General features: G+C 63.4%; 20 protein-coding genes. 3 read left to right on the forward strand and 17 right to left on the reverse strand.

Annotated features, from left to right (window positions below; all coding sequences use genetic code 11):
* Positions 1–17: 17 nt before the first annotated feature.
* From C9427_RS24610 to C9427_RS24645, 8 genes are all read right to left on the reverse strand, one after another.
* A complete protein-coding gene (locus C9427_RS24610; RefSeq protein WP_107651664.1) occupies positions 18–959 on the reverse strand; it encodes a sugar ABC transporter substrate-binding protein in 942 nt (313 codons plus the stop codon).
* A 67-nt stretch (positions 960–1026) separates the two neighbouring features.
* Positions 1027–1941 (reverse strand): sugar phosphate isomerase/epimerase family protein, encoded by a 915-nt coding sequence (locus C9427_RS24615; RefSeq protein ID WP_008876802.1) that lies wholly within the window; start codon positions 1939–1941, stop codon positions 1027–1029.
* Between the two features lie 42 nt (positions 1942–1983).
* Positions 1984–3072, reverse strand: a complete 1089-nt coding sequence (locus C9427_RS24620; RefSeq protein WP_107651703.1) for a Gfo/Idh/MocA family protein — start codon at positions 3070–3072, stop codon at positions 1984–1986.
* 35 nt (positions 3073–3107) lie between these two features.
* Positions 3108–4178 (reverse strand): ABC transporter ATP-binding protein, encoded by a 1071-nt coding sequence (locus tag C9427_RS24625; RefSeq protein WP_107651665.1) that lies wholly within the window; start codon positions 4176–4178, stop codon positions 3108–3110.
* Between the two features lie 3 nt (positions 4179–4181).
* Positions 4182–5267, reverse strand: a complete 1086-nt coding sequence (locus C9427_RS24630; protein WP_107651666.1) for an ABC transporter ATP-binding protein — start codon at positions 5265–5267, stop codon at positions 4182–4184.
* Positions 5264–6223, reverse strand: coding sequence for a carbohydrate ABC transporter permease (locus C9427_RS24635; protein WP_107651667.1), 960 nt, complete (start codon positions 6221–6223; stop codon positions 5264–5266). Before C9427_RS24635 ends, C9427_RS24630 begins: the two co-directional genes overlap by 4 nt.
* Positions 6220–7080, reverse strand: a complete 861-nt coding sequence (locus tag C9427_RS24640; protein ID WP_107651668.1) for a carbohydrate ABC transporter permease — start codon at positions 7078–7080, stop codon at positions 6220–6222. The genes C9427_RS24635 and C9427_RS24640 overlap by 4 nt, the downstream gene beginning before the upstream one ends.
* A gap of 79 nt (positions 7081–7159) precedes the next feature.
* Positions 7160–8773 carry an extracellular solute-binding protein gene (locus C9427_RS24645; protein ID WP_107651669.1) on the reverse strand — a complete coding sequence of 538 codons (1614 nt, stop codon included), beginning with the start codon at positions 8771–8773 and terminating at the stop codon, positions 7160–7162.
* Positions 8774–9127: 354 nt separating this feature from the next.
* On the opposite strand from C9427_RS24645, the gene C9427_RS24650 reads away from it, so the two are divergent.
* Positions 9128–10159, forward strand: coding sequence for a LacI family DNA-binding transcriptional regulator (locus C9427_RS24650; protein WP_107651670.1), 1032 nt, complete (start codon positions 9128–9130; stop codon positions 10157–10159).
* A 58-nt stretch (positions 10160–10217) separates the two neighbouring features.
* On the opposite strand, the gene C9427_RS24655 is transcribed toward C9427_RS24650, so the two are convergent.
* A complete protein-coding gene (locus tag C9427_RS24655) occupies positions 10218–11111 on the reverse strand; it encodes a heme/hemin ABC transporter substrate-binding protein (RefSeq protein WP_245437163.1) in 894 nt (297 codons plus the stop codon).
* Between the two features lie 239 nt (positions 11112–11350).
* Between C9427_RS24655 and C9427_RS24660 the strand changes: the two genes are divergently transcribed.
* Together C9427_RS24660 and C9427_RS24665 are read left to right on the forward strand one after the other, a co-directional pair.
* The gene (locus tag C9427_RS24660; RefSeq protein ID WP_107651672.1) at positions 11351–13471 is read left to right on the forward strand and encodes a TonB-dependent hemoglobin/transferrin/lactoferrin family receptor; all 2121 of its coding nucleotides are present in this window, start codon (positions 11351–11353) and stop codon (positions 13469–13471) included.
* A gap of 2 nt (positions 13472–13473) precedes the next feature.
* Positions 13474–14559 (forward strand): siderophore-interacting protein, encoded by a 1086-nt coding sequence (locus C9427_RS24665; protein WP_107651673.1) that lies wholly within the window; start codon positions 13474–13476, stop codon positions 14557–14559.
* Here C9427_RS24665 and C9427_RS24670 read toward each other — a convergent pair.
* The 8 genes from C9427_RS24670 to C9427_RS24705 form a co-directional block, all read right to left on the reverse strand.
* Positions 14556–14978, reverse strand: coding sequence for an aconitase X swivel domain-containing protein (locus C9427_RS24670; protein WP_107651674.1), 423 nt, complete (start codon positions 14976–14978; stop codon positions 14556–14558). The two genes, C9427_RS24665 and C9427_RS24670, sit on opposite strands and share 4 nt — an antisense overlap.
* Positions 14975–16222, reverse strand: a complete 1248-nt coding sequence (locus tag C9427_RS24675) for an aconitase X (protein ID WP_107651675.1) — start codon at positions 16220–16222, stop codon at positions 14975–14977. The genes C9427_RS24670 and C9427_RS24675 overlap by 4 nt, the downstream gene beginning before the upstream one ends.
* Positions 16223–16299: 77 nt before the next feature.
* On the reverse strand, positions 16300–17364 hold the full coding sequence (locus C9427_RS24680) for an ABC transporter ATP-binding protein (protein WP_107651676.1): 1065 nt from the start codon (positions 17362–17364) through the stop codon (positions 16300–16302).
* The gene (locus C9427_RS24685) at positions 17364–18152 is read right to left on the reverse strand and encodes an ABC transporter permease (RefSeq protein WP_107651677.1); all 789 of its coding nucleotides are present in this window, start codon (positions 18150–18152) and stop codon (positions 17364–17366) included. Before C9427_RS24685 ends, C9427_RS24680 begins: the two co-directional genes overlap by 1 nt.
* On the reverse strand, positions 18152–19021 hold the full coding sequence (locus C9427_RS24690) for an ABC transporter permease (protein WP_107651678.1): 870 nt from the start codon (positions 19019–19021) through the stop codon (positions 18152–18154). The genes C9427_RS24685 and C9427_RS24690 overlap by 1 nt, the downstream gene beginning before the upstream one ends.
* A gap of 65 nt (positions 19022–19086) precedes the next feature.
* Positions 19087–20148 (reverse strand): ABC transporter substrate-binding protein, encoded by a 1062-nt coding sequence (locus C9427_RS24695; protein ID WP_107651679.1) that lies wholly within the window; start codon positions 20146–20148, stop codon positions 19087–19089.
* 39 nt (positions 20149–20187) lie between these two features.
* A complete protein-coding gene (locus tag C9427_RS24700) occupies positions 20188–21180 on the reverse strand; it encodes a PfkB family carbohydrate kinase (RefSeq protein WP_107651704.1) in 993 nt (330 codons plus the stop codon).
* Between the two features lie 38 nt (positions 21181–21218).
* Positions 21219–22256: an ADP-ribosylglycohydrolase family protein gene (locus C9427_RS24705; protein WP_107651680.1), complete on the reverse strand. Its 1038-nt coding sequence runs from the start codon at positions 22254–22256 to the stop codon at positions 21219–21221.

Raw genomic sequence — 22256 nt, forward strand, 5'->3', positions numbered from 1 at the left:
GCGGGCGTCAGTTTCCATCACTTGTTGTAGAGTTTCAGGATCGGTTCGACGCTCGTCGCGTCGTAGAGGCTGAACGTGTGGATGTCGTAGCCGATCGGCTCACCCGAGGCGGCGAGCCCGAGCAAGGCGACCGGCATGAAGCCTTGCGCCGACGGAAACTGCCAGGCAGCCGCGTTAACGAAGCCGGCCTTGACGGCTTCCGCGGTCTCCTTGGAATTGCCCCAGCCGACTACCGGAATCTTGCCGGCGGGCACGCCGGCGCCGTCGAACACGCGCTTGACGCTGGCCGCCACGGAATCACCGAGCGCGATGATCGCCGGCGGATTGTTGGCCACCATATAGTCGGTCATCTTGGCGATGATGCCGGCCGGATCGGTGCCGCAATCAACGACGTCGTATTTGATGCCGAGCGGATCGAATACGCTGGCGATGCCTTCGGTCTCGAGCTGCTGGTAGCTGGCTCCCGGCACTTCGACCGGCAGGAACACCTTGTCGCCCTGCTTCACCATCTTGTGGTCGACCAGATATTTGGCCCAGATAACGCCGGCCTCCTTGAGGTCAGCGCCGACATAGGCCTGCCGCCCGGTCGCCGGATCGTCGGTGTTGAAGAACACGATCGGGATGCCGGCAGCCTTGGCCGCCTTGACCTCCTCCGTCCACAGGCCGGGCTGCGCCGAGGTGGTGGCGATGCCGTCGGGCTTGGCCGCAAGGGCCGAGTTGAACGCTTCCTTCTGCGCCGCCATGTCGCCGCCGCTAAAGGAGATCTTGCAGGTCACCTTGAGCTGGTCGCAGGCCTTGGTGGCACCGGCATTCCAATCGAGCCAGAACGCATCCGACGGGCCGCCATGCGACAGCAAATAGAACGTCTTCTGGCCGTCCTGCGCCAATGCCTGTGAGCCGAACGCGACGCCGGCGAATACAGTCGCGGCCGCCGCCAGTTTCAATCCGAATTTCAACATTTCGTTTCCTCCATTGCTGCTTCCTCCCGAACAAGCGCCGCCGCAACGCGGCGACGCAGACCTCCCGTCAAAGGCCGTTGGCGCGGAACTTGCCGTCGAGGAATTTCTTGGCGCGCGGCACATCGTCTTCCGAAAGATGCTCGATGATGACCGGGATGTTCGGATGCTTCTCGGCCAGCCGCTGCAGATAGAGGTCGTAATTCAGCGAACCGAGACCAGGCGCCGGCAGCTCGATCTCGCCGACGCCACGGAAAGTATGGCTCTCGAGCGCATCCTCGTCGCCGATGTCGGCGTGCTTCTCCGACTTGTCGCCGCCCGAGCGCTTGACGTCCTTGGCGTGGGCGATTTTGATCTTGTCGGTCAGCGTGTCGAACACCTGGTTCAGTATCTGGTCCATCCTGTCGATGTTGTGCGTCTCGAAATAATTGGTCGGGTCCATCAAGAGGCCGAGACCGGGATGGTCGACCTGCGCGAACATCTTCACCGTCTCCTCGACCGAGCCGACGACATTGTTGACATAGGTTTCGAGCAGGAACACCGCGCCGTGGTCATAGGCCGTCTGGGCAAGGTCGGCGATCACCTTGCGGCATTCCTCGAAGCCTTCCTCGGTCTTGTTCTTGGGGTGGTGCACCCAGTCGGACTCGGTGTTGTAGGTGCCGGTTTCCGAAATCACGTAAGGCGAGCCGAAATGGCGGGCGTTGCGAATGATCTCTTTGAGATAGCCGACGCGCTTCTCGCGCTCTGCCTTGTCCGGATGGATGATGTTGGTGTAGCCCGACACGCAGCACACCGGCAGATTGTGGTCGCGGAAGACGTCGCGGACTTGTCTCGCCTTGTCCTTGGTGATCTGCCCGGCAGACAGGTCGACATCTTTAAAATGCAGGTCGAGCTGCACCGTGTTGAAATCGAGCGCGCGGATCTTCTCCGCGGTTTCCTTGAGGCCGTACGGGAAATAGCCCGTAAAGATACCTGCCTGCATCATGGTGTGAATTCCTCCCTGTAAGCGATTCGAGTTGCTGGTGATTCAGTTTGTCGAGATTTCGGAAAGCTTGACCGTGCGGCCCTTCTCGATCGAGCGGTAACCCGCTTCGATCAGGGCCATGGTCTTGACGTTGTCGGCGACGGAGAGTGCCGGCGGCTCACCCGTCTTCACCGCATGCTGGAGTTGCTCCATGACGCCGATGAAAGCATGCGGGAACCACATCGTGTCCCAGCTTGGCGTCACCCATTTCCCGTCCGTTGTCTCGGTCGAGGCGTAGGTCAGCGTCGAGGCGGAGCCTGTCGGCCAGCCGATCGTGCCCTTGGCGACTCCCTTCGTGCCATCGACACGCCAGTTGATGTGCTGGTCGTCCTTGTAGCCATCCTGGCGCGGACCCGACCAGACATCCTCCAGCGACACGGCGAGCACGCCTGAGGGAAAACGCATAGTCGACACGGTGATGCCGTCGGAATGATCGAACTTCGTACGCGGATCCTTGCGGGTCAGCGTCGTGATCTCGTCCGGATCGCCGAACAGGAACCGCAGCACGTCGAGATGGTGCACGCTCATATTGGCGAGCGTCAGCCTGTCGTATTCCTCCAGGAAGGTCTGCCAGTGCGGGATCGCGTGCATGTCGATCTGCGCGAAGACGACGTCGCCCAGCGCGCCGCTCTCCATGATCTGCTTCAGCACCCGCATCGACTGGTCGTAGCGCATGTTCTGGTTGACCGAGAGGATCTTGCCGGCCCTGGCCGCCTCGTCGCGCAGTTCGATTGCGTCCTTCAGCGACAGCGCCAGCGGCTTCTGCGCCAGGATCGCCTTGATATGCTTCTGCTTCAGTGCATGGCGGATCAGCGCCGGCTGCTGGTCGGGCGGAAAGGCCAGGTCGATGATCTCGACATTTCTGTCCTCGATCAGTTGTTCCGGCGTGTCGTGGACGGTTGGGATGCCCCAGCGCTTCGCCACCTTTTCGGCGCTGGCCTTGGTGCGCGAGGCGATCGCCACCACTGGAAAGCCGGCCTCCTTGTAGGCCGCCAGATGGCACTCGGCCATGATCATGCCGGCGCCGACGCAGCCGATCTTGTATCCTTTCGTACGGATCTTGACGTCCGGCTCGAAACCTTTGCTCGCCATCTCTTCCTCCCGAAGCTCGTTTCTTACGGCCGCCGTCATCGTGCCAGCGCTCCCCCGCTTTGCCCGAAATAATGCACGCGGGCGGGCTCGCAGGATATCGCCACCACGGCGTCCGGCCTGATGTCGGGCTGACCACGCAGCAGCGCCCTCAGGCGCGCCTGCCCGGCAGCAAGGGTCACCACGGTGTAGCCGCCGAGCGGCTCGACCTCGAACACCCGCGCCGGGCGGCCTGCACCCGCGCGTCCATCGTCCGACCAGGGTCGGACCTTGATGTCCTCGGGCCTCAGCCCGATCTCCATGGCATCGGCCGGAGCGGCCTTGTCGGCGATGCGGATCGTGCCGTCCGCCGCCTCGACGCCGCCCTCGCCGCGCACCGATTTCAGTATGTTCATCATCGGCGAGCCGAGCATGCGCGCCACATAGGTGCTGGCAGGCCGGTCATAGATCTCGGCCGGAGCACCGATCTGTCTGATCCTGCCATTCTCCAGTATGGCGATGCGATCGGCGACCGACATCGCCTCTTCCTGGTCATGCGTGACATAGACCAGCGTCTTGCCTAGCTCGCGCTGGATACGCTTCAGCTCGACGCGCGTTTCCTCGCGCAATCTGGCGTCGAGCGCCGAGATCGGATCGTCCATCAGATAGGCGGCGGGATCGCGCACCAGCGCACGCGCGATTGCCACGCGCTGCCGCTCGCCGCCCGAAAGCTGCGCCGGCGGCTTGTGCAGTATATGGCCGATATGCAGCTTGGCCGCGACATCGGCGACGCGCTTTTCGATCTCGGCCCCGGCGACCCTGCGTTCGACCAAGGGAAAGCGCACATTCTCCAGCGCGCTCATATGCGGGAACAGCGCCAGGTTCTGGAACACCATGGCGACGTTGCGCTCGGCCGGCGACACGCCATTCACAGGCCTGCCGCCGATCAGGATCTCGCCCGTATCAGGAGCCTCCAGCCCGAGTATCAGGCGCAGCAGCGTCGACTTGCCCGACAGCGGCGGCCCGAAGAAGCAGAAGAATTCATTGTCGTTGACGGTGAACGAGGCATCGTCGACGGCGAGCGTGCCGCCATAGCGTTTCGTCACATTGCTGAAGACGATATTGGCCATGGCTCAGCCCGCCTTGATCGCTTGGCCGGTAGCGGCATCGAAGACGCGCACCGAGGACTCGGCCGGAGCGACGATCGCGGTCTGGCCGATCGCCAGCCCGACATCGTTTTCGAACACCGCTTTGACCGCGCTCTCACTCTCGCCAAGATGAACGATGGTACGCGCGCCGATCCGCTCGACGAAGCTCACCGGCATCGACAGGCCGCGGTCGGAGACAGCCACCTGCTCCGGCCGGAAGCCGTAGAGCACATCTGCGCGCGCAGCCCTCACCGCCGGAGCAATCGCATCCGGCAGGGGTGGCGTGACGCCCAGCGGACCGAGATCGACAACCAGGCCACGGTCGCTTTCGGCCGGTCGGCCCTTCAGCAGGTTCATGCCCGGCGACCCGATGAAGCGGGCGACGAAGACATTGGCCGGATTGTTGTAGACCTCGAACGGCGTGCCGACTTGCTGCAAGACGCCGTGGTCCATCACCGCGATGCGGTCGGCCATGGTCATGGCTTCGAGCTGGTCGTGGGTGACATAGACCATGGTCTGCTTGAACTGGCGCTGCAACTGCTTCAGTTCGGTGCGCATGACCGCCCGGAAGGCTGCGTCGACATTGGAGAGCGGTTCGTCCAGCAGGAAGATCGCCGGCTCCATGATCGCCGAACGGCCGATCGCCACGCGTTGCAAGATGTTGACCGACAGCCGGTCGGCCTTGCGGTCGAGTAGCGGCGTCAGTTGCAGCATTTCGGCGATGGCGCCGACGCGGCGGTCGATCTCGGCTTTCGCCGCGCCGCGCATCCTGGGCCCATAGGCGAGGTTCTGGCGCACCGTCATATGGGTGAAGATCGCATAGTTCTGGAAGACGAAACCGACGCCGCGCCGCCCCATCGGCACGCCTTCCATGTCACGTTCGCCAAACAGGATCTTGCCGCTGGTTGGCTCTTCCATGCCGGCAATCATGTTCATCGTCGTCGACTTGCCGCAGCCAGATGGCCCAAGCAACGCCATGAACTCGCCGTCGGCGATGGCGAGATCCATCGTCTTCAATGCGGTGAAGTCGCCGAATTTCTTGACCAGGTTTTGCAGATGGATGGCGCTCATGCGGGCACCTCCCGCGCCCGGGCCATGCGCTTCATCGCAAAGACCGCGGCGATCGACAGCACGATCAATATGGCCAGCGCGATCGCCGCGACATAGCCCCAGATCAGGTCCTGCGTGGTGAGCTTGTAGATGTAGACGGAGATCGTCTCGGTGGCGACGCCGGGACCACCGCCGGTCATGATGTAGAGCGTGTCGAAGATCTTGAAGTTCTCGATCATCCGGATGGCGAGCGCGATGATGACAATCGTCTTCATCTTCGGCAGCACAATGGTGATGAAGCGCTGCCAGGGATTGGCGCCGAGCAGCGTCGCTGCCTTGATCTGGTCTTCGGGCACGCCGACCAAGCCGGCAAGCAGGATGAGAAACATCAACGGCGTCCACTGCCAGATGTCGGCGACCATCACCGCGATCAGCGCCAGCGTCGGGTCGGAGAGCCAGGCGATGGTGACCGGCATGCCCGATATTGCCGACAAAAGGTCGTTCACCGGGCCGCCCGACTGGAACAGCATGAAGAACATGTAGCCGGCCACAGCCGGCACCACCATCATCGGCATCAGCAGGATCGAATAGAAGATGCGTTTGCCGGGAAACTCGTCGGCAAACAGCGTCGCCAGCGCCAGCCCGAGCAGGAACTCGACGGGCACGCAAACGATCATAACGATGGCCGTGCGCCTCAGCGCGCTCCAGAAGCGTGCATCGACGGCAAGGTCTGTGTAATTGGCGAAATTGTTCCACATCGACCAGGCGTTCCACCAGCCGGTGCCCGACAGCGGCGACCAGTCGGTCAGGCTGATGTAGAGCTGCATCAGCAGCGGGAAGACGGCGATGAACAGCACCAGGATCTGTGCCGGCAGCGTCAGCCGGAAGCCGAGCTTTGCGCCTTCGTCCCGCAAGGCCGGCTTTGCCTGGACGGTCCTCATCACGTCCTCCGAAATCGTCGCGGTCGCCGCGCTCATTGCTTGAGCGCCCCGAAGGTCAGCCCGCGCACCAGATGGCGCTGGATGGCGATGCCCATGATGACCGGCGGCACCGCGGCAATGAGGCCCAGCGCTGCCTTGGCGCCGTAGAGCTGCCCGGTCATCGAGGAAGATAGCGAGGCCATGTAGACCGGGATCGTCACCCATTCGCGCGTCGTCAAAAGCAGCGCGATCAGATAGTCCGACCAGTTGAGGATGAAGACGAAAAGTGCCGCACTTGCCAGCGGCGCGCGCATCATCGGCAGCGTGATGCGGGTGAAGACGCGCCATCGCGAACAGCCCTCGACCAATGCCGCCTCCTCGATCTCGCGCGGCATGTCGTCGAAGAAGGTCTTCATCAGCCAGAAGGCGAAAGGTAGCGTGACAATGCCGTAGATCAGCGACAGTCCCCACCAGCTGTCGGTGAAATTGAGGAAAGCCCACATGATCATCACCGGCGTCATCACCGCCATCGGCGGAAACAGGCGCAGCTGGATCAGCGCCAGCGGCAGGTTCTGGCCAGAGCCGAAGCGCGACAGCCCGTAAGCTGCGGCCGTGCCGGCCGACATGGCGATCACCGTGCCGAACGTGGCCGACAGCAGCGACGACAGGATCGGCTTCAGCGCGGTGCGGTCGAGCGCGACGATCAGATTGTTGGTCGATTCACCGAAGACGAACTGGAAATTGCCGAGCGTCGGGTTCTTCGGCCACCAGGTCAGGTCGGCGCCGGTCGCCGACCATTCCGCGATCGGCTTGAACGCCATCGACACCATCCACAGGATCGGCACCAGCGTCACCGCCATGGCCGCGAGGATGGCGGCATAGCGGAATATCTCGAAGGGAACGGAGCGCTTCATCTTGCAGCTTTGCTGGATTGATCGTTGCGGAGGGGAAGAGCAATCACTCCTCCCCTCCATTGCGATCCTGGGAGAAGGATCAGCTGATCGGATCGAGAACGGTGGGCCATGCCTCCTTGTTGGTCTTGATGGCTTCGAGAAGCTTTTCCTCGCCGGTGCGCCGCGCGATCTTCTTCCACTCGGCCTCGGTGTCGGCCATCGCCTGTTCGGCGGTCTTGGCCTTGGTCAGTGCCGCGACGAGGTTCTCGTCGAGCGCATTGTGGAAGGCGGTGGCGCCGGGATAGTTGATGGTCGGCACGGTGCGGGCGACCGTCTCGCGCACCACGTCCATGTGGTAGGCGTGATAGGTCTGGCGGACCAGCGGGTCGGAGAAATCCGACAGCCGGAACGGATCGAAATAGCCGCCCGGATTGGCCGTCATCCAGGCATAGATGCGGCTCGATCCCAGCCATTGCAGGAAGAGGTAGCAGGCCTCCGGATGCTTGGCCTGCGAGGACACCGAGGCCGACAGATTGAGCCACAACACCGAACGGCTGATCAGCTTGCCGTCGATCTCGCGGCCAGGCGGCAGCATCGAGCCGATCTTGCCGGTGACCTGCGAATCCTTGTTGCCGGCATTGTCGAGGAATTTCGGCAGGTTGGAGAAGGCGCAGGTCATGGCGGCACCGCCCTTGGCGAAATTGCCATACTGCTCCGGCCAGCCCCACGAAATCGCATCCGGCGAATGATGAGCGAGCGACTCGACATATTCCGTCGTTGCCGCGATGCCCTGCTCCGAATTGATCAGCGGCTTGCCGGTTTCGTCGAACAGGAACTGGTTGGGCGAGGCCATGGAGACATAGCGCTGGTACCAGTTGGTATAGCCCCAGCCCTGGTTGCGCAGATCGGTCGAGCCGAACAGGCCCTTGTCCGGACGCTGGAAGAAGGCCGCGATATCGCCATGCTGCTTCCAGGTCTTCGGCGGCGCAAGCTCGTAGCCGTATTTATCCTTGAAGGCCTTCTGCTCGGCCTCGTCGCCGAACAGATCAGTACGATAGACCCAGGTCTGGAAATCGCCGTCCAGCGACACGCCATAGGTCGAGCCGCGATACTGGTTGAGCAGCGACACCCCCTTGGCGCCGTTGACATAGCCGCGTTCGGGATCGTCCCACTCCGGCTTGTGCTGGGCGACGAAGTCGTCGAGCTTGAGGATACCGCCGGTCTCGGCGAGGTCGCCGAGGCGGTTCCACTCGACCGCATAGATGTCATAGGCCCCACCCTTGGTGGAAATGTCCTGCATTGTCTTGGTGAATTCCTGGCCGTTCGGCACGCCGACGATCTCGAGCGGAATGCCGGTTTCCTTTTCCCACAGATCCTTGATCGAGGGTGCGCCGGCGGGGAAAGGCTGCGTCAACTGGCCGATCGAACCGTCGGACAGGCCAAGCACGATCTTGGCCGGCGCCTTGCCGGCGCCTTTCATCGCCTTGGCCGCCTCGATGGCGCGACCTTCCGGGGTGTCGGGGCCATACTGATAGCGCTCCGAGCCGTCGAAGCCCGTCGGACCGCCGATCATACCCGGCGCCAGCGCATCGGCGGCATAGGCACGACCTGGACGGATGAATTGCGGGGCAATACCTGCAGCGGCCACGAATACGGCCGCCTTTCCACCGGACGCCAGCAAACGGCGCCGCGACATGCGGATCAAATTTGACATTTAAAGTCCTCCCTCAGGCCCTGTTCCTCCACGGCCCTTATGATGGATATTGACGGCAGTGTAGGAAGCCTGTCAACATCATAAATAATCAAAACACGTCACAATATCGCAAATGAGGGAGAGAATGCAGTCTGTCGAGGTTCCCACATCGCACCCATTGCTTGGATTTGAGGGAATTCAACACCGATCAAGCTCTTTTCCACGCTGGCTGGCGATTTGGTTTAGCCCGGCGGCTTGCGCATCGGCCAAGGCCGGTTACATCATTTCCCATCAGAATCGCTGCCGGCGACGAGCCGTTCTCCGGCTTGGAAGGAAATCTGCGCGATTTTGATGCTTGCAATGAGGTAGTCGACTGTGCGGTCCACCCTGACAGACATAGCCCGCGAAGCTGGCGTCTCCGCCGCCACGGTTGACCGTGTGCTGAACAACCGTCCGGGCGTGCGGGCGCGCACGCGCGAGATCGTGCTCGAGATGGCGCAGCGGCTTGGCTACATCGCTGAGAACTCGAACAGCCCGATCCAGCGCCCCACCTTGCCCGGCGCTGTCATACGGCTTGACTTTGCGCTGCCCGCCGGCACCAATTCCTTCATCAAGATGCTGCACCGGCATATCGAGGCGCAGGCGCAATCGCGACCCGATCTCGATGTCCGCGTCGCCACGATCGAAGGCTTCAATCCGGATCGGCTTGCCCGACTGCTGCACGATCTGCACGGCCAGACGCAAGGTGTCGGCGTTATCGCGCTCGACCATCCGACGGTCCGCGAGGCGATCCGCTCGCTCTCGGCCAGCGGCGTCAAGGTCGTAACCATCGCCTCCGACATTCTGCATGTGCCGAGGGTTGCCTATATCGGTATCGACAACCGCGCCGCCGGCCGGCTCGCCGGTTATCTGCTCAATCGCTTCATGGGCGCCGGGCACCCTGGCAAGGTGGCGCTGTTCGCCGGCTCGCTGTCCTATCGTGGCCATGAGGAACGCGAGATGGGCTTCCGCCATATCCTGACGGAGGAATCCCCCAATCTCGAGATCGTCGAGATGCGCGAAATGCTCGACGATCGGGAGAAGGCCTATTCGGAAGCGTCGGCCCTGCTGGAACGGCATCCGGATCTGGCCGCGATCTACAATGTCGGCGCCGGCAATACCGGCATTGCCAGGGCGCTGAAGGAGCGCGGCCGCGCGCTGTCTACGGTCTTCCTAGGCCACGAGGTGACGGAGGGCACCAAGGACCTTCTGCTCGACGGCACGCTGGACGCCGTGATCGACCAGAACCCGCGCGTCGAGGCCCGCGAGGCGCTCAATATCCTGACCCATGCCGTCAGGGGCTTGCCCTACGAACTGCACCAGCCGCGGCTGCAGGTGATCTTCAGGGAAAGCATTCCGGAGATCTGAGCACAGGTTCCAAGAGAAGCCGCGCCAGAGCACGGCTGTGGAGTCATAAGCGCGTCTCCTAATCCTCGTCCGCCACCTCCGGATACAGCGCCTGCGCCAGGTCGCGGATCGCATCGGCGGTGCGCGGGCCAAAGCCGATCATATAGGCGCCGTCGAGCACGATCAGCGCTTTGTTCTGCGCCGCCGGCGTGGCACTCAGCGCGCGCGTTCCGAACACCTGCTCGGCGGTCGGTCCGCCCTTGCCGTCGCTCATCATCAAGATGACGTCGGGCGCCATTTCGATCAGCTTCTCCTCCGATGCCGGCTTGTAGCCCTTCACGACCTCCATCGGATTGATGCCGCCGGCATAGCGGATGATCGCATCGGCCGCCGTGCCGGCGCCGGCCGCGCTCAGCCGCACCAGGCCGTGGAAGAACACCACCTTCTTGCGGCGCTCCGGCGCAACTTTCGACGCAAGATCGGTGGCCGTTTGAAACGCGCTAAGCACCTCGGCGGAGACCACCCTGCCCTTGTCCTCGTACCCGAGCGACGCTGCGATCAGCGTGATCTTGCGTTCGATGCCTTGCGGACTGTTGTCCTCGGGGATGAAGACGATCGGGATTGCCAGCGACTTCAGCACCTCGACCGCTTCGGGCGGCCCGCTGTCCTCGGCGGCCAGGATCAGATCGGGGCGCAGACCGGCCAACCCCTCGACCGAAAGCTGGCGGCGGTAGCCGACATTGGGTTTTTGGATGACCGATGCTGGATATTTGCTGCCGCGATCGACAGCAATGATTCGCTCGCCGGCGCCAAGCGCATGCACGATCTCGGTGACGTCGGAGCCAAGTGTCAGGATTCTCGTCGCCGGCCCCGGCGTGACGGTGCGCCCAAGCGCATCCACAATGGTCTCGGCGGCCAGCGCCTTGAAGCCGCAGGAAGGCGCCAGGACGGACAGCGCAAGAATGAGCACCATCGCGATCCCCCCCGGTTGAAACCAGTGCATCCACCTGCCCTCACTGCCGATCATGCCGTTCACTCCTGTCCAGGATGCTTTCGCCAATGGCGTGGCCTATAAATTTAAAGTTGACTCATGTCATCATGTTTTAATATGTCACCCATGCCCTGACCGATCGGTCGAGGGATTTCCATCATGCCAGCCAAGGCCGCTCAGCCACCGCCAGCAGTTTTGCTTTGCTTGGGGGCTGGGATCACATGAGACGAACAAACAACACGACCTTGATGGCGAGCACCGCGCTCGCCTTCGCGCTGGGCTTGTGCGCCGCGCCGCAGGCCAAGGCGCAGGAACAGGAAAAGAAGGGCGCCGCCAAGACCGGCCGTCTGGCGCCGGCCAACGCCGCGCAGGACCAGCCGGCGACTATGCTCGATGTCATCACCATCTCGGCGACGATGATCAAGACGGCGGTGATCGAATCGATGGCTGCCATCAGTGCCATCGATCAGGAAGAGCTCGATCGCATCCAGCCGGACACCGCCGCCGACATCTTCCGCACCACACCTGGTGTCGCCGCCTCGATGAACGGCGACGATCCGGCGACCGCCATCAACATTCGCGGGCTGGAGCAGTATGGCCGCGTCGTCGTCACCCTCGACGGCGCCCGCCAGGATTACTGGCGCGTCGGCCACGGTTCTGGGTCGTTCTATGTCGAGCCCGACCTGATCAAGGAAGCCACCGTCATTCGCGGCCCGGTGTCCAACGCCTATGGTTCCGGCGGCATCGGCGGCGTCGTCTCCTTCGAGACCAAGGATGCCGGCGACTTCCTCAAGCCGGAGGAGCGCTGGGCGCTGAGCGAGAAGCTCGGCTATGAGGACAATGGCGACGGCTTCACCACCAGCACCACCGGCGCCTATCGCTTCAGCGAAGACGCCGACATCATCGGCAACCTCATCTACCGCGACCGCGACAGCTACACCGACGGCAATGGCGATATCGTACCGTGGACCGGCGAAAGCATCACCAGCGGCTATATGAAGGCGACGCTGCGGCCGGCCGACGGCCACGAGCTGAAGCTTGGCGCCATCCTGCAGCGCTACAACGACCAGATCACCGGCTCGAGCGGTTCAACCTCGCCGACACTCAGCCGCTACGACACCAACACCACCAACCAGACCTACACGGCAGCCTATACCTGGAAGCCTGATGACAATGAGCTGATCGACTTCAGCGCCAATGCCTACCACAACCGCACGCGCGCCGAGCAGACGCAGGTCTGGCCGATTTCCGCGATCGGCAATTTCCGCTACTACGACGTCGCCACGACCGGCTTCAACGTGAAGAACTCCTCGCGCTTCGACGCCTGGGAGATGGCCCACACGCTGACCTACGGTCTCGACTACTACTATCTGGAGGCCTCGTCGGAAGCCGCGCATTTCGGCGCCGGCGAGCAGCAAGGCTATGGCGGCTTCCTGCAATGGCAGGGCGACTATGAGAACTGGCTGCAGCTCATCGCCGCCATGCGCTATGACGGCTACCAGCTCGACGGCGAGACCAACACCGTGCCGCCGGAGCAAGCCTCGATCTCCGGCAACCGATGGTCGCCGCGCCTCACCGTAGGCGTGACGCCGCTCGAAGGCTTTCAGCTCTACGGCACCTATTCCGAAGGCTACCGGGCGCCAGGCTTGCAGGACGTTTATCGCGGCGGCGGTGCGCATGGCTCGGGTGACACCTACCAGCCCAATCTGCTGCTCCAGCCCGAAACGGCGAAGAACTGGGAGGCCGGCGTCAACCTGAAGTATGACGATGTGCTGACATCAGGCGACCGGCTGCGCGCCAAGGTCAACGTCTTCCACACCGATATCGAGGACTATATCGACGTCGACCTGACCGTATTGCCGCGCACGGCGATCAACATCGGCGATGCGCGGCTTAGGGGTATCGAGGCCGAGGCCGTCTATGACTATGGCTGGGGCTTCGTGAACCTTGCAGGCGCGCTGATCGACGCCAAGATCGTCAGCGGCGTTTATTCCGGCCAGGCGCTGAACAACACGCCGCTCGACCGCTTCTCGGCCACCATCGGCTTCCGGATGCTGGAAGACCAGCTCACCGTCGGTGCGCAATATCTGAGCGTCGGCAAGATCACCCGGACAAGCCGCACCAATCCGAACGCCGTGCCGGTGGTCAATGACGGCTTTGACCTGGTCAATGTCTTCGCCAACTGGCGCATCAACGACCACGCCAGGCTCGATTTCGCCGTCGATAACGTCTTCGACACCGCCTACACCGACCCGCAAAGCGCATGGTCGACGTCGGCGGCAACGGAACAGGGCAAGGGCCGCACCTTCAAACTGGCGCTGACCGGCAGGATCGGAGGTTGAGCGTGGGCGAGGCACCGGTGAGCGGACTGGCCTGCGAGGCGCGCCTGAACCTGCGGCATCTGCCGCATTATATGGATCGTATCAGCGACAGGCTGCAGAGCTTCGAGGCCGACGCTTCACGTGATGGGCAGCGGATCGACTTCCGCTTCGCCTTCGGCGGCGCCTCCTTCGATATGGAGAAACAGGTGATGCGGGCCAATGCCGCCGACCGCGACGGCCTTGCCCGCATCAAGGACCTTCTGGCCACCGCGATCCAGGTCTATGCCAGGGAAGAAAACCCGGAGATCGTCTGGACCGGCGATCTCGCTGACGAGACCCGCCTCGCCCAGTTTCGCGAGATGACCGTGACTGACGTTCGCGACCTCACCCCGCATATGCGCCGTATCCGCTTTGCTGGCGAGGATCTGGAGCGTTTCGCGAAATTCTGCGGCATGCACATCCGCATGCTGTTCCCGACCAGCGAAGTGCCCGATCCGCTCTGGCCCATGCTCGGCAGCAATGGTCTGCCGGTCTGGCCTTCGGACGACAGGCGTCCGGTGGCGCGCGTTTACACCATCCGCGCGCTCGACGTGGCCAACGGCGTCATCGATGTCGACTTCCTCGTCCATCCCGGCGAGAGCGTCGGCGCCGCCTGGGCAATGCAGGCGGCACCCGGCATGAAGGTCGGCATCATGGGGCCGGTAGGCCGTCCGGTGCGGCCAGCGTCATGGTATGTGCTGGGTGCCGATGAAACCGGCCTGCCGGCGCTGGCGCGGCTGTTGGAGACGCTGCCCGACGAGACCAAGGGCGTGGCCTTCGTCGAGATCGCCGACGAGGCCGAAAAGCAACCCATCGACAATGCCACCGGCATCGAGCTGCACTGGCTTTCGAGAAACGGCGTGCCGGCGGGCGAAGACCAGCGGCTCGCCGATGCCGTCCAGTCTGTGGCATGGCCCCACATCGGTTCGGCCTTCGGCTGGTTCGCCGCCGAAGCCGCTGCCGCGAAAATCGTTCGCGAACACTGGCGCGGCACACTGGGGCTCGGCCGCGACGAGACGCTGGCGGCCGCCTATTGGCGGCGGGGCGCGGCCGGGCTTATGGCGGGTTAGATCCTGATGATCGCCCGGGCATCCTCGCCGAGGCCGATCGCGATCCTATGGCCCGAGACAATGCCGGATATGTCGCAGACGACCAGCGGCACACTCATACCATAGAGGAATTCTGCGACGATCGCGCCGACGGCAAGGATCGGATCCGGCCGTTCCATGAGGATGCCGGCCGGCGCGGTGCCCCTGCGGATCGCCTCGGCCAGAACCGAGGACGAGGAGGACGAGCCCCGCCCGCTCGGCATCACCAGGATCTTGCCGGCGACGTTTTCGCCAAGGCCAGGATGCGAATGGTCGATGATGTCGCCCGTTTCGGCGTCGATGCCGCCCCAGAAGCTGAGTGGTTGCGAAAGCACCAGCGCCGAGCCCTGCGCCGAGCCGGCCAGCTGGAAAATGCCGGTGCGTCCGACACGCCTCGTCATGACACGCTCCGCAAGACATGGCCCACCGCTGCCGAACGGATGCAATCCCTTATGTCGGCGAAGGCAACGGACACGCCGATATTGCCGGGCGCGTAATGCGCCCATTTGCCGGAATTGGTCATCACCACGCCGTCGAGACGCTCAATGATGGCGGTGACATAGGTGCAGGTGTCGGCAACCGGAATCAGGCCGAACGCCTCCATGCCGGCCAGCGCGCCCTCGTCCTGCAATCGTGTCAGCGTGGCACGTCCGGTATTGACATAGATCGGGATGCCCCTGCTCGGCGCAAGCTCGCGCAGCAGCGGCAACAGCCGCATCCATTCCTCATGCGAGAAATGCGGCGTGCCGAGCGACACCGCCGCCAGCGGCGCGCCGTCGGGTACGCTCGACAGTTTTGCCAGCGCGTGGTCGATGTCAGCGCGCGTGATGCGGATCGTCTCGTCCGGCGCCATGCCGTGAAACGCCTCGTCGATTGTGTTCGCTTCCGGCGTTATGCTCACCGCATGGAACAGCGCCACGGCGCCCGTCGTTGCCGCTGCCGCACCCAATGCCTTCAGCTGGTCCTCGTCGCGCGGTTGCGGCAGGCCTGAAATCACCGGGATGCGGTCGCCACTCGCTCGCCCGATGATCAGTCCGACGCCGACGAACAGGGCGTCGCTCGGTTCGAAAGCGCCGGTCAGCTCAAACAGGATTTGACCGCGCCGGTTTTCGCTCAGGTGCAGCCCCCAGGACGGCGCTCGCCCGGTCATGGCGCAGCACAGGTCGATGAAATCGCCATAGCGGTTGGTCCGCGCGCCGATCACCGAATTGGCGAACACGATGGCGTTGGATTCACCCCAGGCGATCTGCTCGCCGAAGCCCGGTCGGAACCGCGTCTGATAGGGCGCGCAGGTGAAGGTCGCCTGGCAGCCGAGTTCCAGATGCGCCTTCATCAGCCGCCGCGCCGGCGCCTCTTGCGCAGCCGGCATCTTCACCATGCCGGGATGGATGAGATCGAACGAGCCGACGTTCAGCGTCGTCGGCACAAGGACGCGACCGTTGCCCTCGACCAGCCTCTCGACGAAATCGAGACCGGCCTTGCCGTGATAGAGGCAACCGTCGATATGGGCGCCAGAAATATCGAGCAGCTTCGGCGCGCCGACTGCGTTGGAGAACGCGACCAGGATCTTCATGGCGGCAGCAGCTGCGGGGCCGTGCTCGCCCTGCAGCATCGATTGGTCGTCCGCGCTCAGTTCAAGCATCATCGGCTGTTTCGCTTTTCGCAGCACCCCGACAATGCTCTCCCCGATTGCGGGCCGGCTGGCAAGTCCACCGGCCTGATCTAGCTCACGGCGATCAGCACCGTGCTCTCCGGCGACCAGCTGAGCACCACCTCCTGGCCCTCGGCCAGCCGTTCGATGCCGGTGTTCTGCACGATAACCTTGATTGTCTGGCTGTCACGCTCGACGAAATAGGTGCTGTTGTTGCCGGCGAAGATGCGCTTGGAGACTTGGCCCTTGAGCATATTGGTATTGTGATCGGCAATCCCGTCACCGGTGGCGATGCGGATGCGTTCGGGCCGCACGGCGCAGCTCGCCTTGGTCCCTGCCGCCAGCGACACGCCAGCTCCGGCGGCAATCGCCGTGCCGTCCGGCAGTCGGATGCCGGTGCCTGTGGTGTCGCCGCGCAGTATGTTGGCATCGCCGAGGAAGGTGGCGGCGAACTCGCTCTTCGGGCTGTCGTAGATCTCCTCCGGCGGCCCCTCCTGCACCAGCCTGCCCTCGCGCAAAATGCCGATGCGGTCGCTCATCGTCAGCGCCTCTTCCTGGTCGTGGGTGACGAAGATGGTGGTGATGCCGATCTCGCGCTGGATGCGTTTCAGCTCGATCTGCATGTCGACGCGCAGCGCCTTGTCGAGCGCACCCAATGGCTCGTCGAGCAAAAGCACGCGCGGCTTGGTGACGATAGCGCGCGCCAGCGCGACGCGTTGGCGCTGACCGCCGGACAATTGGTGCGGTCGCCGGCTGCCGAGCTTGCCGAGCTGCACGAGGTCGAGCGCGCGCTGCACCTCGGCGGCAATCACCGCCTTGACCTCGCCGCGCACCGACAGCCCGAAGGCAACATTGTCGGCGACGCTCATATTGGGAAACAGCGCATAGTTCTGGAATACCATGCCGATCCGCCGCTTCTCAACCGGCACCCGCTCGACACTTTCGCCGCCAATCGCAATGCGGCCGGTATCAGGAAAATCGAAACCAGCGATCTGCCTGAGCAGCGTGGTCTTGCCACTGCCCGACGGCCCGAGCAGCGCATAGAAGCCGCCATCGGCGAAATCGATCGAGACGTCATCCAGCGCCTTGTGCGCCCCAAAGCTGCGCGACAAATTCGACACCTGCACACCGGCCATTATTTCTCTCCGCCGAATTTGAAGAAGCGCGCCGTAAGCAGCATCAGCGCCATCGACACCACGATGATGATGGTCGAGACCGCGTTGATCTCAGGCGTAAAACCCTTGCGGATCGCCGCGTAGATTTCGACGGGCAGCGTCGTCTGGCCAGGCGTCGACAGGAAGTAGGAGACCACGAACTGGTCGAACGACACGGCGAAGGCAAACAGCCCGCCGGCGATGACGCCCGGCATGATCCAGGGCAACGTCACGCGCCGCGTCACCTGCCACTGATTGGCGCCGAGCGAGCGCGCCGCTTCTTCCAGCTCCGGTGCGAAGGTCTGCAGCCGGGCCGAGACGACGACGATGACATAGGGCAGCGCCAGGGCGACATGGCCAAGCAGGATGGCGAAGAGGCCGCGCCCGATGCCGACGCCGAAGAAGAAGATCAGCATCGCCGTGCCGGTGATCAGCCACGGAATGGCGATCGGCGGAAACAGCAGCGCCTGCAAGAATTTCTTGCCGCGGAAGTCGTAGCGGAAAAGCGCCAGCGACGCCGCCGAGCCGAGTACCACGCAGATGATTGTGGTGATGATCGCGATTTCGAGGCTGTTTCGCGTGGCCGAGATCAACTGCTCGTTCTGCCACAGCGCGGCGTACCACTCGGTCGTCCATTCGAACGGCAATTGGTAGAAGGGCGAAACGTTGAACGACATCAGCGCCATGATGATGATGGGCAGATAGAGAAAGGCGAGCAGCAGCCAGATATAGAGCCGGCCGAGCCATTCGAGGATACGCGTCGTCGCCATCACGCAGCCTTCCGCAACACCGGTGCGGCCGACGCCAGGATGACCAACACGACGGCCAGCAGAATGAAGGAGAGAGCAGCACCCAGCGGCCAGTTGAAGACGGCAACGAACTGGTCTTCGATGACCGTGCCGTAGAAGGTGCCGGTGCGGCCGCCGAGAATGCGCGGTTCCATGAAGGAGCCGACAACCGGTACAAAGATAAGTGCCGCGCCCGCAACCAGCCCCGGCATGGAGAGCGGGATGATCACCCGTTTCAGCATTTGCAGCCGCGAGGCGCCGAGCGAGCGCCCGGCCTCGATCAGCGAGTCATCTATGGCCTGCAGCGTGAGATAACAGGTCAGCACCATATAGGGTACGTAAGAGTGCACCAGTCCGATGATGACAGCCGGATAGGAATACATCAGATCAATGCTGATCTTGAACGGCAGCACCGCGTTGAGCGCGGTGTCGAGGATGCCGCCTTCGCGCAGCACCATCGCCCAGGAGAATATGCGCACCAGCCCGTTCGACCAGAACGGCAGGATGACGAGCAGGAAGATCGCCTCGCGGCTGCGCCCCTTTAGCACCTTGGCCAGCACATAGGCCGCGGGGTAGCCGATGACGATGCACCATAGCGTCACCTCGAGACCCAGGCGCAGCGAGGCCCAAAGCAGCGTCGGATAGAGGCTTTGCGAAAAGAAGGCCGCATAATTGCCAAGCGTGAGCGCCCACGGCTTTCCCGACAGAGGCAGGTCGGTCATGAAGGAGAAGAAAACCATGGCCGACAGCGGCAGGAAGATCGCCACCGTCAGCCAGAGATAGGCGGGAAGAAGCAGCGGCAAGGCCGACCTCAGCCCGCTGCGCGAAGCGGTCGCACCCTGTGCCGCCATGATACCTCCTCCCCAGGATCGGAAGAACCAGCCGGCGAGGACCGCCGGCTGGTTGGGACGTCAATCTATTTCACGTCGACCTTGAGCTGCTGCCACAGCGCCAGATAGGCCTCGCGCTGGGCATCGGTGATCGGCGCCTGGAACTGGATGCGTTTGGCGACATCAGGATCGCCCATCACCTTGCGGTTGAAGGCGTCCTCGGGAAGGGCTTCCACCGCCTTGGTGTTGGCCGACACCGGCGCACCAACCTTGGTGACCCATTCGACATAGAATTTCGGATCGATCATGTAGTTGATGAAGGCTTCGGCCCCAGTGACATTCTTGGAGCCGACCGGAATGGAAAAGGCGTCGAGCCAGGCGACCGCGCCTTCCTGCGGGATGACCAGCGATACCGGCAGCTTGAAATGCGTCTTGGCGCGATCGGCCGAGCCACTCCAATAGGTGCCGATGTCGATCTGGTTGGAAGCGACCATCTGATTCCAGTCGTTCTCCGAACTCCAGAAGGTCTTGATCTGCGGCATCAGCGAGGTCAGCTTCGCCTTGACCGCTTCCATATCCTTGATGTCGTTGATGTTCTGGCCAGTAGCGATGGCGCCGAACTGGACCGCCTCGACGGCGTCATCACGAATGACCACGCGGCCCTTGTGAGCTTCGTTCCACATTTCGGTGATGCTGGTCGGTGGCTTGTCGAAAGACTTCTCGTTGATGGCGAGCGCCGTCAGGCCCCACACCCATGGCACGCCATAGACCTTGCCGTCATGGTCGAGCATCGGCGAGCCCGCCTTGTCCTTGCTGATGTCGGCATAGTTCGACAGCTTGGACGTATCGATCGGCTGGATCAGCTTTTCCGCCATCGCCTGGTCGTTGAAGGCGGCGTTGATCATGACGACGTCATAGAGGCCGGGATTGGTCCTGAGCTTGGTCAGCATTTCCTGTTCGGAATTGAAGAAGTCGTTGACGACCTTGTTGCCGGTCGCCTTTTCGAAGGCCGCAATCGCCCACGGCTCGTCGGCGCCGTAGCCCTTCCAGTTGAGCACGTGCACGTCGGCGGCAGTGGCGGCCAGTGTAAGAACGGAGGTGAAGACGGCGGTCGCCGTCAGCAATGCAGTCAGTTTGGGCATGCGCATGTTCGTTCCTCTCTTTTGCTTGCCCGGTTCCCGGGCTTGTCACGTATTCAGGCAGTCAGGCATGGGCCTTCCGGTCCGGCCGTCAGCTCCGGTCGACGGACCGGCGATGTGGCCCAGGAATGTCTTGATTTCTGCGTCCGTCGGCGCCGAGGACCCGCCAAGGCGAGTGACCGACAGCGCCGCCGCAGCATTGGCGTAGCGCGCCGCCTCGAAAGCCCGCAGACCGCGCGACAGTGCACTGACAAAAGCGCCGATATGGGTGTCGCCGGCGCCATTGGTGTCGATTGCAGTGACCTCGAAGCCAGGAATTGTCTGTGTGCCGCCGTCGGCCAGCCGCACGAAACAGCCCTTTGCGCCGGCGCGAACGATGATGCCTTCAGCCTTCGGACAATGGCTGGAAAGCAGCCGGGCGGCGATTGCCTCGACATCGCCAGGGCCGGCGATCTCGACCGCTTCCGTCCTGTTGCAGCTCAGCCAGGTCGTACGGGCAAGCACCCGATCAAGAACGGCACGCGGAATGTCCGCGATGACCGGCGTCGGGTCGAACACGAAGGCAATGTTCGCTGGCAGCGCCTCTATCCAGTCGGCCAGCGCATCGCGGCTGCCAGGATAGCTCAGCGTATAGCCGGAGGCGAATACCCAGTCGTCCGGCGCAACCCGGACCGGCGCCATCATGTCGAGGCTGAGCACGCTCTCGGCGCCCGGCCACGAGACGAAAGTGCGCTCGGCATCGCCGCTGATCATGGCGACGCAATTGCCGCTGTCCATGATGGTTGACGCCTGCGTCAATGTCGTGATGCCTTCGGCAGCCAAGGCATCACGCAGGAAATCACCATTGGGTCCGGTGCCAAGCTGGCCGCCGAAAACGACCTTCATGCCGGTGCGGCTGGCCGCGACCATCATGTTGAAACCGCCACCGGCGACCCGCGCAAAGCTGGATGCCGTCTTCTCTGTGCCCGGTTTGGGTAAGGCATCGATCCGGTAGACATAGTCGACCACCGCACTACCGATATGGACAAGGCGCCCGCTCATGTCAGGCTGAGCTCTGTTCATGTCAGGCTGAGCTCTGCTCATGCCGCGGCATCCTTGCCGGAATCGGCTTTGGCCGCGCGTGCCGCGACGAGATCCGTGGCCAGCGCACGCACCTGCTCGATGTCGAGCCCCTTGAGCCTGGCGATGTGCCGTTGCGGCAGCCGGGAAAAGCCGGTGCAGGCGCCGGCCATGCCGGCGGCGATAGCGCCGATCGTGTCGGTATCGCCGCCGAGATTGGCGCTGATGATGGCAGCCTGCCAGGGATCGCCACCGGCGATCTCGAGCACGGCGAAGGCAGCCGGAACCGATTCCTGGCTGGCAACACCGGTGCCGACCAGATCGGTGATCAGCCGGATGCCGTCAGCGGCAGGCTTGCCACGAACGAGGCCCCTCGCCCAGTCGATGCGCGCGGCAATGTCGCCGCCGGTAACCCAATGGCCGAGTGTCGCGCCACGCCTGGCTGCTGTGGCTGCATGGTCCAAAGCGGCGCGCCAGTCACCGCCGGCAACGCCACTGCTGACGGCAGCTGCGACAGCTGCCGCCGAAGCGATGGCGACCGAGGTGTTGTGCGTTGCTCGACATGTTTCCGCAACCTTGGCGACCAGTGCGTCGAGCGGCTCCAGCGGCATCATGATGCCGACTGGCGCAATACGCATGGCCGCGCCATTGGTGTCGCCGCCGCTTCCCGCTTCCTCGGCCGGCATGCCGTCATTGATGGCGTCGATCGCACGCTTGGTCGACGGACCGAGCAGATCGTAGCTGCCACGCGCCTTGACGTCGCGCTCCCAGTCGAGCAGCGCATTGACCCAGCGCGTATGGTCGAAGCGATCACCTGAAGCGACCAAGATGCGGCCGAGCAGCAGCGCCTGTTCGGTGTCGTCGGTGATGGTGCCGGCCGCCAGCCCCTTCGACACCGGGTGGTCGGCGACGGGTACGACGAAATCCTCGACATGGCCGTAGAGCTCGGCGATGCGCCCGGGCGACAGGAGCTGTGTCGGCATGCCGAGCGCATCACCCAGCGCGCCGCCGATGAGCGCGCCCATAGCCCGGTCGATCGTCTCGGTCCCATCCATCAT

The organism is Mesorhizobium helmanticense (assembly GCF_003034915.1).
Lineage (GTDB): Bacteria > Pseudomonadota > Alphaproteobacteria > Rhizobiales > Rhizobiaceae > Mesorhizobium > Mesorhizobium helmanticense.